Raw genomic sequence first — 11,536 nt, forward strand, 5'->3', positions numbered from 1 at the left:
TGGGCAAGCCATTGAACTGGACATATCTGGACAGGTCAAAGCAAACCACAGGCCAACATATTTTATTTCTTAATTTTCATAGTGTTAATTAACAATCGGAGAGAAAGGCGAAAGACAGCGACGGTCTTTTGACGTGGGCAAAAAAAACGGCACCCTTGGGTGCCGAACGAAGGAGCCTGTTGGCTGTGGTCAGGCGGCGGCCAGCTCAGCATCCAGATCGATGCCGGCATCGCGCATCTGGGCCAGCTTGTATCGGAGCGTGCGCGGGCTGATACCCAACTGCTCCGCCGCCCGGTTGCGTCGACCACGCTCTTTTTTCAACGTTTGGATGATAATCCGGAATTCACGCTGCCGAACTTCGTCACCCAGTGACGTGGAAGATAGCGCTCCGAGACCCGACAGGCTTTCCTCGGCATAGGTATCCTGAGCGTCCCGATAAGGTGACTCAGCCCCGGATTCGGAAACGACTGGGTGTGGCGAGGCCGAAGATGTCGTGCCGGCGGGGCCACTTTCCATACGCCCGGTAATTCCGAGTTCCAGGCAAAGGTCACCAGCATGGATGACATTCCCCTGGTGCAAGACCAGCGCCCGCTGTATCGCGTTGTCCAGCTCGCGAACGTTGCCCGGCCACTGATGACCCATCAGCGCATCTCTAGCGTCGGGCGCGAAGGTCACGCCGGTCAATTTCATCTTGCGGCAATGATTTTTCAGCAATGCATTCGCCAGCGGCATGATATCCAGTGTACGTTCGCGCAGTGGCTGCCAGTGCATGGGGAAAACTGTCAGCCGATAGTACAGGTCTTCGCGGAACTTGTTTTCCCGCACGTAATCGGACAAGTCACGGTTGGTGGTGGCGATAACCCGTACATCCAGGGCGATGGTCTTGCGACCACCGACGCGCTCAACCTCCCGCTCCTGCAACACCCGCAACAACTTGGATTGCAGGCCGAGATCCATTTCCGAGATCTCATCCAGCAGTATGGTGCCACCATTGGCCTGCTCGAACTTGCCCGGGGAGGATGCAACCGCTCCGGTAAAAGCGCCCTTCTCGTGGCCGAACAGGATAGCCTCCAGCATATTCTCGGGAATGGCCGCACAGTTGATCGCCACGAACGCCTGGTCGGATCTGGGAGACTGCTGGTGAATATAGCGCGCCAACACCTCTTTACCGGTTCCGCTTTCCCCGGAAATCATCACCGTCGAGTCACTGGCCGCCACTTTCGCCGCCAGCTGGAACATCCGCTTGCTGATCGGATCTTCCGCAACGGGCTGGTCGACATTTTTCTGGCGGCCGCCGCCGACCACTCTGGTCACCGCATCCACAAGCACTGATGGTTCGAACGGTTTGACCAGGTAGTCGATGGCACCGGACTGCATCGCGGACACCGCATGACTGATCTGACCATAGGCGGTGATCAGCATGGTAGGCAGGCCGGGATACCGTCTTTGTATTTCATGCAGCAAATCGTGGCCGGACATGCCAGGCATATTCACATCACTGACAACCATATCCACCGGTGACTCGGCCAGCTGCGCCAGCGCCTGCTCCGCATCGGCGGCTTCGCGCACGCGAAACTTTGCCAGCTCAAGGGTGGTAACCAGCGCTTCTCGAAGGTCCTGGTCATCCTCAACAATCAGAATTTGGGCTTTGGCCATAATAGCCTCCGATCAGTCATTCTTTGATGGCTGCTGCCGACGGTCACCCGTCGACAACGAACGCACCAATGGCAGGGAAATGATGGCAACAGCACCTCCGGCGGCAGGCGCATCAATCGCAAAGCGACCCTGGTGCGCCTTCACCACCGCCTGGACCACGGCAAGGCCCAGGCCGGTGCCGTGGGATTTGGTGGTGTAGAACGCCTCCAACAATTGGCTTGCCTGCTCCCTGGTAAACCCGGGTCCGTTATCGCTCACACGCACCACCAGTTCCTCGTCGACGGACACAACAGCAACCTCAACCTTCGTCGCCCCGGCCTCCACGCTGTTGTTTACAAGATTGGTACAGGCACCGACCAGAGCATCGCGATTGCACATCAGCGCCGCGCTATTGACCTGATCACTCAGTTCCACCGACACACCGGCAGGAAGTTTCAATCCTTCCAACGCAGAAGCCAGCGCCTGGACCAGGGTGTCGGCAGACAACTCCTCTGCCAGCCGCGTTTCGCCTCGGGCAAAAATAAGCATGTCACGCACCTGTTGTTCCAAATGCGTCAAACGGGACATCAGCCGTGAGGCACAGCGCTGACGCATTTCCTCATCCAGATCTTCCTGGCTGAGGTGCCCGCCATACAGAATGGCAGCCGACAGCGGTGTGCGAATCTGATGAGCCAGGGAAGCCACCATCTTGCCCATGGCGGAAAGGCGCTGTGCATGGGCCAACTGAGACTGCAGGTGACGGGTTTCTGTCAGATCGGTCAGCAGGATCAACTGCCCCGGCTGGTTTTCCATGGTACGAATTTCAATACTGACACGACGGCCATCCTTGAGTGACACTTCATGGCCATCGTCACGGCGGGGCGCAAAACAGCGACGAATAACATCCACCCAGCGCTCGCCATCAAGCGGCTCCCCCAACAAAGTGATTGCCGCCGGATTGGTCTGCGTCACCACCCCCTGGCTGTCGAGCACCACAACCCCGGCCGGCAGCGCGTGCAGAAGCGTCGAGAGCCGGTCTGCCAGCTCCTCTTTCTGTTCCAGCTCCGCCTGGCGCTGCTGCGATTCCGCAGACAGTTCCCCGGACAACTGATTTACGCGGGACTCAAGGGTCCGGTAGGAGTCAGTAATCTGTCGGGACATCTGATTAAACAGCTCCAACGCCGTACCCACAGCCTCATCATCCTGCTCCGGGAACAACGCCGTCACCTTGTCATTGACATCCGCGGCCGCATTGGCCGAGGCCTTAGCCGACGACAACCCCACAAACTGTAACTGACTCATAAACTCGCCCTCTGACCGGACTAACCCCCGGCCCGTACCAATCGAATGGATTGTTTGGGTGAGACTAAGCCAGCATTATGCCAACTTTAATTTTTGTTTATTTTTCAAAGGGAAGGATGTAGCAGAAAACGGCCAATGACGGATTTTCGTCGCCCTGAAACAACGATGGCGCCGAAGGTTACAAACCTTTGACGCCATCAGAAGCCTGTTCTTTGGGGGAATCGATCAGCTCTCTTCGGATTCCTCATCCCGAAGACCATACTTCCGGACCTTCTCAACCAGCGTCGTCCGACGAATCCGAAGCTTCTCGGCTGCCCGGGCCACCACGCCCCCGGCTTCATCCAGCGCCTGTTGAATCAACTGCCTTTCAAGGTTGGACAGGTAATCCTTCAGGTCGATGCCGTTTACCGGCAGCAGAGCCGGCGCATCCAGCCCCACCAGCCCGGGAATACCAGAGGGCATTCCGGAGTCTTCCACTGGCCGGTTCTCGTCGTAATCGTCCACGTAACGGAACTTCTTGGGCAACTCCTGGACCCCGATAACACCGTAGGGGTGCATGATCGCCAACCGCTCCACCAGATTCGCGAGTTCGCGAACATTCCCGGGCCAGTCGTGGCGGCATAGACTCATTATCGCCGCCGAGTTCATTCTGAGGGACCCGCGCTTTTCCTTTTCCATCCGCGAAATCAGTTCATTGATCAGCAGCGGGATGTCCTCCACCCGATCACGTAAAGCGGGCATTTCGATAGGGAAAACGTTCAGGCGGTAATAGAGGTCTTCACGGAAATCGCCCGTTTCAATCATGTCTTCGAGGTGTTTATGAGTCGCGGCAATGACCCTGACATCGGCTGACAGGGTTCGATTACTGCCAACACGCTCGTAAGTGCGTTCCTGCAAAACCCGCAGAATCTTGACCTGCATGTTCAACGGCATGTCGCCGATCTCGTCCAGAAAAAGGGTGCCCCCCTCGGCCATTTCAAACCGACCTACCCGTGACGTGATCGCGCCGGTGAAGGCGCCTTTCTCGTGCCCGAACAATTCACTCTCCAGCAATTCCGCTGGGATGGCACCGCAGTTGACCGGCACGAAGGGCTTGTCACGACGGGAGGAATGGTAATGGAGGTTTCGCGCCACCACTTCCTTACCCGTCCCAGACTCGCCAGTAATCAGCACACTCACATCCTTGTCGGCCACCTGCTCCATCAATTGGCGTACCGATTGCACTTTTCGACTCGTGCCCACAAGGCTACGAAAAAGCTGCAGACCACGTTGCTGTCCCCGTTCACGGGAACGTGCAAACTGATCCCGGTAGATCTGTGCACGGTATAGCGAGTCCACAAACTTGGTGTAGTTGAGCGGCCATTCCATGCGGGCAATCACCCGCCCGGTCTCGTCGTCGGACAGGCCTGCCAGATCAGGGTCGCCAACCAACAGCAAGGGCACGCCCTTCGCAGCCTCGCACACCTTTGAAATCGCTGTGGCCGCGCCATCGTCCTCGCCATTAACAACGGCAACGGAAATCGACTCCAGATCCTCAGCGTCACCGCCGCTCAGCAGTGAATAGGCATCAGATCCAACGACAATGCCCTCTTCGCCGATAAACTCAAGAATGGTGGAAATGTCACGTCTTTTCGCATCGTCCTCGCTGAGCACCAGCACCTTATTATTCTTCGACATCCAAACGAATCTCTTGCGGGGATTTGTGCGGTATTTAAGACTGTAAGTGGGCTCGAGTCAATTTTATGACGCTATTTTGGCCGATTTAACGAGACGTTTTGATAGGCTTTTGCCGCGCTGCGATTCTGATTCACCCCTTTAAGTGCTTTCTGGGCTTCCGCCTTGGCTTCATTTGCCGAAATATTGGCACGATCACAGAATGTCTGCAGGGCTGCCAATCTTTCCCTGACTGGCTCAGGGCTCAGTTCTCCGGCCTCAAGGGCCGCCATAACCGGCTCGATCGTTGGTTTGACCAGCTCATTCAGGCGGGACAGCTCATCCCAGTTTTTCTCCGCAAGCGCCGTCTTCAGGTACTCAACCAGGGTATCCACTGCCTCAAGCTGTTCCGGTACCGACATATTTGCATCTCCTTGAAAACGCTCTGGTAGTGCCCCGCGCCTCAACCGGCCCGGGGCGGCCAGACATCAGCGGCGGGCAGCTCTCCGGGCTGCCGAGGCAGAGAACTGATTGCCGCGAAAGCCAGGTTCGAAATCATAGGCGGGGAAGCCGTTGTCCAGACCATCGATGTAATAGCGCTGAGCGTTCAGATCGTAAGTCATCTCCATGGTAGTCCAGAATACCGGCTCGCTGTAGTAGCTGATGTTGTGAGCTTCGGACACACGCCAGAGCTCATCATTGCCGTCGTATTCCTCCGTAGCGAGAATTTGCCAGCTATCCTCGTCGACGTAGAACACACGGCGGGAATAGATATGGCTGATCCCGGTCCTCAATTTCGCTTCGACAACCCACACCCGATGCAGTTCATATCGGGCCAATTCCTGGTTGATGTGCTGGGGCCGAATGACATCGTCCGGCTGGACATCCGCGTCGTGAAGCTTGTAGGCATTGTAGGGTACGAAGATTTCCCGCTTGCCTTTCAGCTCCCAGTCGTACTGGTTAGGAGCGCCATTGTACATGTCTTTCTGATCAACCGAGCGTAGGGATGACGAGTTCGGCAGATCGGTTTCATAGGCCAGGTTTGGTGACCGGCGCAGACGCCTTGAGCCGGCATCGTATCGCCATGCGAGCCGGGGCGAGCGAATCTGGTCCAGGGTTTCATGAACCAGAGTGATGGTGCCCGCGAGACTGGATGGCGCAATGGTGTCCGTTTTCAGGTAAAAAATCTTGTTATCAATATCGGCAAGGTTCGCGCCACGGCGGCTGTAGGCAAAGAAATAGTCGTACTGGTTAACAACCTGGTTATAGGAACCATTCACCTGGGGCGTCGCGGATGCACTACGGAACGACAGCTCCTCTCCACGGTAGCGCAGAATGTGGTTCCAGATCACCTCCAGGCCATTCTTCGGAATCGGAAAGGGGCTGGTCATGATGGTGTCACGCACACCGTTACCATTAGCCAGAAGTTCCGCGCTGCGGGCATTCTCCCGGGACTTTTCGTACACATCTTCCGGGAAGGCCGCGGTACGGCGGGTTTGGTACACCGGCATCACAAACTCCGGGCCATATTGCTCAAGCATACGGATGTGCCCGTCGGTCAGCTTGTCGCGGTAAAGTTCCACATTGTCGCCGGTGATAACAAACAATGGCTCATCCTCGGGAAACGGATTGGTCTCCACCTGCCCCGGTTTCCAATCGGCGGGCGGTTTGGTTAGCCCGCCTGTCCACACTGGAATGCTGCCAGAGACATTGCCCTGTCGCTCGGCGCCAACCGGCGTGAGCTCGTTACCCAACCGCTGAGCTTCGGATTCACCGACCTTTGCCAGCGCAACGCCAGACAACCCAAACAATGCCACTGTAAAACCTGCGACCCATTGGTTCCGCATTCCCTTCTACCTCCAAGGTAACCGATCAACCCATGTGTCATTCGCGGTTTGGCATGCCTAAGCCGGAAACAACAACAGGCGATCAAATGTTATTCAATCGGGGCGCCTTTTTGCCAAATTCAAACGACCGTTTCAAGTGAATCTTTGTAGTTTCTTGTCAAAACCACCAAACCAACAGCGGGAGGAGAAATTCACAATGAAAAATGTTATAGTTAGCGATTAATTCATCGCACAGCAGTGAAACCACCCTCAGGTACTACCATGGCGTCACAGTGGCACTCATTGGTTTCCCAGAAAATTTTCCTGGCTCGCAACCTGTTGGGGCAATTGGAGCACAGCGACAGCGTTCCAACGAAAGAAGCGATGTTGCAAGGCGCCATAGAGCTGGGGCTGAGGGCTCGAAAACTGACCCTGGTGATGGTCGCCAGGGTGTATCAGCACAAGCATAGTCAGCCCGATGACCTTGAGGCATTGAGCGTGCTGATCGGAACCCACAGCCCGGAGATGACAGAACTGGAGCAACTGGCCAGTAACGGGCGGAGTTGGTGGAGTCATCTCGAACAACTTGAGCGGCATCAGGACAATCCACCGGTGACCCGAAAAATGGTCAGCAATGAGAACGTGATTGCCGTTGCGGCTGACATCGGCCCGGATCGCTCAAAACAGGCCCTGGAAACCACTCTGGGCGCGATGAAACACTTTATCAATATCCTCGAGGATCGGCACAGCGAATGGTAATAAACCACGTTGCTGCCGGCCCCAACGGGAATGAACTGAAAGGCTAGCTTAATGTCACCATCGTTTTTCGAGATCGTACAACTGAGCAACGGAGACTATGCGCTTCGCCGTATCGACGACGACAGTGCACCACTGGTTCAGATATCATTTTCGACGGAAGCCAGGGAAATGATGGAGGACCGGGATATGAACGTGGCCAAGGCCATGATTGCAGCCGGTATTGAGGCCGTCGGTAACGTTGCCCATGATATCGACTGGGAAGACGAAGAGCCGGACACTCAGGATATCCGGCCCTCCTACACACTTCACTGACAATCAGCGCTGGCGCAGCACCACACCATGACTGTTACCCCGAGCCGAGGCCTGTTCCAGTGACGCGAGCGCTTCGCGCCCGAGTTTATGGGTCCACATGACCACGGCGTGACAGGTGCCTGCGCTCAGTGCTCGCTCGGCAAGTTCCCCGGCTGGATAATCCGGAGTGGACCTCAACACCAACAGTTCGCCCGCAACGATGCCACGCATGGTCTGCCACTTACTGACAAGGCTTTGGGGCGGATCAATCCAGGCCAGCCAACGCTTTTCCTGATTCAACTGCGTGAGCATAGGTAATAAGAGCTGGAAGTTTTCAACCTGCCCTTCGGGCAAAATAATTTCAGTGACGTTGCCTGACGGTTTGGCTGGACGACGCGTGACAGTGGGTGCCCTGACGGTATCACGGCCGCTCATACCGGCAACCTCTGAACCGACAAACCTGCCGCCTCCGTGAGCATAAGCCAGATTCTGATTAAAGCTGAGTTGTTCCATGATAAGCCTCACCTGCCGTTAAGCTGCGCCCGCGGTGTTCAACACTCAACGAAGCACAGCCGGATATATCCGGACACCCTGGGGGCGTCAGTGAAGGTCTGAGCGCCGTATGACCCCGACGCCGAGCCCCTCAATGAAGAGTTCCTGTTCAGTCAGATCCACTTCGATGGGGTCGAATTCCTCATTCTCGGCGATCAAATACACTTTCGAGCCTTCCTTGCGGAACCGCTTGACCGTGACGTCCTCACCCACCCTGGCCACAACCACCTGGCCGTTGTGTACATCTTGGGTGCGGTGCACCGCTAGCAGGTCGCCGTCCAGAATGCCAATGTCCTTCATGCTCATGCCGCGCACCCTGAGCAAATAATCCGCCGAGGGCGAGAAAAATTCAGGCTGCAGGGTACAATGATCTTCGATATGCTCCTGGGCCAGAATGGGGCTGCCGGCCGCTACCTGACCGACCACCGGCAAACCAAGGTCAGCCTCCACATCGGGAAGACGTATCCCCCGACTGGCTCCAGGCACCATCTCGATCGCGCCTTTTCGGGCCAGTGCCCGCAGGTGTTCTTCTGCAGCATTGGCAGAACGAAATCCAAGCTCTGCCGCAATTTCTGCACGGGTCGGCGGATACCCGGTCTCGTCAAGGTAGCGACGGATAATATCCAGTACCTGTGTCTGCCTAGCTGTCAGCTTCATTTAGGTTGCCCCGGTTAGCCCTGTTTTTATATACAGTGATTTGACTATATACAGTGTTTTATCCAGTGTAAACCCTGCGCACGCAATTTTTCTATGAGTCGGGCTGGTTGGCGGTCCACCACGCCCGGACGTGTGACTGTGTTAAAGTGTTTACAACCAAAAAAGGGAGTCGCCTGAATGAGTAACAGATGTAGGTTACCGGACATCCTCAAGACGGATGACGGCAAGGAACGCAGAGTTGGCGTTGAAATTGAGTTGTCTGGTCTTGGTTACGAGGATCTCGTTTCATTGTCCGCAAAACTTCTGGGCGGTACCGGAAAGTCAGTTGCGCGTTATGTCTCCGAGGTTGAAACGGAACTCGGTGACTTTACCATCGAACTGGATTCGGACCCGATAAAGGATCTCGATCTGGCCGACGAGCGTCTTCCCGAATCGGTCAGGGAACTTGGCGGTCATGCCATGAGCGTGATCGACGCAGCCGCCGAGAAAATCGTGCCCCTAGAAATTGTCAGTCCTCCACTGCCTTTCAGTAAGCTGGAGCGCATAGAGACACTCTGCGATGAACTGCGCAAAGCAGGCGCACTCGGCAGCCGGGAGGCGCTCTATTACGCCTTCGGTTTGCAATTGAATCCGGAACTGCCGGATCTCAGAGCGACAACGCTGGTTCGCTACCTGCAGGCCTTCGCTGCCCTTTATGAGTGGCTGAAAGCACGCCACCAGATCGATATCAGCCGAAAGCTGACCAGCTACATTGAGCCCTGGAGCAGCACCTACATCGACCTTCTGATTTCAGAGGATTATGCGCCGGACATGGAGCAATTAATGCGGGACTACCTGCATTACAATCCAACCCGCAACAAGGCTCTGGACCTGCTCCCGCTGTTCGCACACCTGAACAGCGGTTTGCTGGCGGAATACGTTGAGGATGAACGCATCAAAAGCCGGCCAACACTGCATTACCGGCTACCGGACTGCGACATCGATAACCCTGACTGGCATTTTTCCACGGTGTGGAATGACTGGATTGTACTGGAACAACTGGTGGCCAACGCTGAAGACCTATCAACACTGGTCAAGGAATTCCGCAACAGCCGCAAACTGAGCCTCCACAACCTGACCCACAGCTGGATAGACACGTCTGACCAGTGGCTTCGGTCCGGGAACTATGTCTGAAAGCCCGGTAGAGAAGCCTGAGCATCCGGGCCTTACGATTGGCATCAGCGGCCCGGCACGCCGCAGTCTCGCCCACCGGCTGATCACCCTCGCGCTGCGCCTCCATGGTGCCCGTACCCATTTTATCCGCCCGGGCTCGAAGGTGGATGTCTCGTTGCTCGACGGCCTTGTGCTGTCAGGCGGTACCCACGTGCACCCTTCGCGGTACGGTCAGACTCCCCAGGTAACCGCCCGGTATGACCCGCGTCGCGACGAAACCGATGTTCGTCTGCTGTCCCGTGCCGAAGAATTGAACATCCCGGTACTGGGTATCTGCCGGGGCGCCCAGTTTATCAATATTTTCCGCGGCGGATCTTTGTGCCAGAACGTCACGCCCCTGCGGGTGAACACCCGCCACCGCCCATTATTGTTGCCGCTACAGACTGTTCGGGTCGTCAGTGACAGCCGCCTCGGAGAGGTGATGCGCAGCCCGGTCATTGGCGCGAACCGCATCCACAGCCAGAGCATAAAGAAACTGGGCACGCACCTGCGCGTTGTCGCCGTGGACAACGACTCGTTTGTGCAAGCGATAGAAAACACACGTGGGCAATGGCTGATGGGCATCCAGTGGCACCCGGAATACCTGTTGTATCACAGCGGTCACCGGCGGATTTTCAGCCATTTCGTGCAGGCTGCGGAGGACAGGAAGCTGATTCGGCTGGATGAACCTGTCGACGCCGCCGGAGAAGATAATGGGAATGCCGCTCAGAATGGCAGGTAACGCTGCAACACGGCCTTGATTTCACGAATTTCCCGAGCGTCGTCGGGTAAAGCCGTCAAATAACGGGCCGCCCACTCTTTCAGTTGCTCGCGGGTGGTCACATAATGGGGGTCGCTCCCGGTCAGCCTGAACAGGATATCACGCTCCCGGGGCGTCAACCTGACCTGATTCTCGTGCAATAACATGGAGATCCAACTATGTTCCACAACGTCCATCGATACCTGCTGGCCTCCACGGCCCTGATTCTTTTTCCCCTGGGCGCGTCAGCAGCAGAAGTCAGCCTGAGCGGTCAGGCCTCGGTAAAGTATACGCCAGACAGCGCACGGCTGCAGTTCACCGCCCGCGCCGAGCACAAACTCCCCGAGACAGCCACTGAGGAAGTCAACGAGCAGATGGAGAAGTGGCGGGAGAGCATTGAGGACTTCCGCGATCGCCTCAAATCCTACAGTGACGCCTCGTTGAACCTATACAGTCGTTCGATTCCATCACCAGAGCGTGACGAGGAACCCCGTCGAGTGGCTGTTGCTTCGCAAACAGTCAGCTTCACCATCGATGACCTCTCGCTGCTCAACCCAATTCTTGCGCAGGCGCAATCACTGGGTATGGACTACAACGTCGGTCCCCACCAGTTTTTTCATTCCGATGAAGTCGGTTTGCGTAAACAGGCCCTGGCGGGCGCCATTGCGGATGCGAAATCACGCTGCGAATTTGTTGCCCGGGAACTGGACAAACAGTGCGGCGAGGTGATGACCATCAACGTTGATGGTGGTCATCAATCCCCGATGCCAATGATGGCGGAAATGCGAGGCGCCTCGGACGCCGTCTCCGAGGTCGGCTCCCGTGAACTGGAGGCCCGGGTAAGCGCGACTTTTGAGCTGGAGTAGATCATCCGCTCAGAAGTCCCGCGTATAGAATATATCCAGGGAGG

At 56.4% G+C, this 11,536-nt stretch carries 13 protein-coding genes; 5 read left to right on the top strand and 8 right to left on the bottom strand.

The genetic code is table 11. The features are described 5' to 3' along the window. Nucleotides 1–189: 189 nt before the first annotated feature. From MDG893_RS17605 to MDG893_RS17625, 5 genes are all read right to left on the bottom strand, one after another. Nucleotides 190–1,656 carry a sigma-54-dependent transcriptional regulator gene (locus MDG893_RS17605; RefSeq protein ID WP_007155183.1) on the bottom strand — a complete coding sequence of 489 codons (1,467 nt, stop codon included), beginning with the start codon at nt 1,654–1,656 and terminating at the stop codon, nt 190–192. 12 nt (nt 1,657–1,668) lie between these two features. Beyond that, a complete protein-coding gene (locus tag MDG893_RS17610; protein ID WP_007155184.1) occupies nt 1,669–2,937 on the bottom strand; it encodes a sensor histidine kinase in 1,269 nt (422 codons plus the stop codon). A gap of 225 nt (nt 2,938–3,162) precedes the next feature. Next, nucleotides 3,163–4,614, bottom strand: a complete 1,452-nt coding sequence (locus tag MDG893_RS17615) for a sigma-54 dependent transcriptional regulator (protein WP_007155185.1) — start codon at nt 4,612–4,614, stop codon at nt 3,163–3,165. 71 nt (nt 4,615–4,685) lie between these two features. After that, complete coding sequence (locus MDG893_RS17620) at nt 4,686–5,012, bottom strand: hypothetical protein (RefSeq protein WP_007155186.1); 327 nt, start codon at nt 5,010–5,012, stop codon at nt 4,686–4,688. A gap of 66 nt (nt 5,013–5,078) precedes the next feature. Further along, a complete protein-coding gene (locus MDG893_RS17625) occupies nt 5,079–6,437 on the bottom strand; it encodes a DUF1329 domain-containing protein (RefSeq protein WP_007155187.1) in 1,359 nt (452 codons plus the stop codon). A 261-nt stretch (nt 6,438–6,698) separates the two neighbouring features. Here MDG893_RS17625 and MDG893_RS17630 point away from each other — a divergent pair, with 261 nt between their 5' ends. Both MDG893_RS17630 and MDG893_RS17635 read left to right on the top strand, forming a co-directional pair. Next, nucleotides 6,699–7,175 carry a DUF6586 family protein gene (locus MDG893_RS17630; RefSeq protein ID WP_007155188.1) on the top strand — a complete coding sequence of 159 codons (477 nt, stop codon included), beginning with the start codon at nt 6,699–6,701 and terminating at the stop codon, nt 7,173–7,175. Between the two features lie 51 nt (nt 7,176–7,226). After that, on the top strand, nt 7,227–7,487 hold the full coding sequence (locus MDG893_RS17635; protein WP_007155189.1) for a hypothetical protein: 261 nt from the start codon (nt 7,227–7,229) through the stop codon (nt 7,485–7,487). A gap of 3 nt (nt 7,488–7,490) precedes the next feature. On the opposite strand, the gene MDG893_RS17640 is transcribed toward MDG893_RS17635, so the two are convergent. Both MDG893_RS17640 and lexA read right to left on the bottom strand, forming a co-directional pair. After that, nucleotides 7,491–7,901, bottom strand: coding sequence for a cell division inhibitor SulA (locus MDG893_RS17640; RefSeq protein WP_425268458.1), 411 nt, complete (start codon nt 7,899–7,901; stop codon nt 7,491–7,493). A gap of 165 nt (nt 7,902–8,066) precedes the next feature. Then, nucleotides 8,067–8,675 (bottom strand): transcriptional repressor LexA, encoded by a 609-nt coding sequence (lexA, locus tag MDG893_RS17645; RefSeq protein ID WP_007155191.1) that lies wholly within the window; start codon nt 8,673–8,675, stop codon nt 8,067–8,069. A gap of 177 nt (nt 8,676–8,852) precedes the next feature. Between lexA and MDG893_RS17650 the strand changes: the two genes are divergently transcribed. Together MDG893_RS17650 and MDG893_RS17655 are read left to right on the top strand one after the other, a co-directional pair. Beyond that, a complete protein-coding gene (locus MDG893_RS17650) occupies nt 8,853–9,848 on the top strand; it encodes an amidoligase family protein (RefSeq protein ID WP_007155192.1) in 996 nt (331 codons plus the stop codon). Further along, complete coding sequence (locus MDG893_RS17655) at nt 9,841–10,608, top strand: gamma-glutamyl-gamma-aminobutyrate hydrolase family protein (protein WP_007155193.1); 768 nt, start codon at nt 9,841–9,843, stop codon at nt 10,606–10,608. Before MDG893_RS17650 ends, MDG893_RS17655 begins: the two co-directional genes overlap by 8 nt. On the opposite strand, the gene MDG893_RS17660 is transcribed toward MDG893_RS17655, so the two are convergent. After that, nucleotides 10,593–10,823, bottom strand: a complete 231-nt coding sequence (locus MDG893_RS17660; protein ID WP_126812165.1) for a hypothetical protein — start codon at nt 10,821–10,823, stop codon at nt 10,593–10,595. The genes MDG893_RS17655 and MDG893_RS17660 overlap by 16 nt on opposite strands. Between MDG893_RS17660 and MDG893_RS17665 the strand changes: the two genes are divergently transcribed. Then, nucleotides 10,806–11,492 carry an SIMPL domain-containing protein gene (locus tag MDG893_RS17665; protein ID WP_007155195.1) on the top strand — a complete coding sequence of 229 codons (687 nt, stop codon included), beginning with the start codon at nt 10,806–10,808 and terminating at the stop codon, nt 11,490–11,492. The genes MDG893_RS17660 and MDG893_RS17665 overlap by 18 nt on opposite strands. The last annotated feature ends 44 nt before the right edge of the window (nt 11,493–11,536 follow it).

The sequence above is a fragment of the Marinobacter algicola DG893 genome, from assembly GCF_000170835.1.
GTDB lineage: Bacteria > Pseudomonadota > Gammaproteobacteria > Pseudomonadales > Oleiphilaceae > Marinobacter > Marinobacter algicola.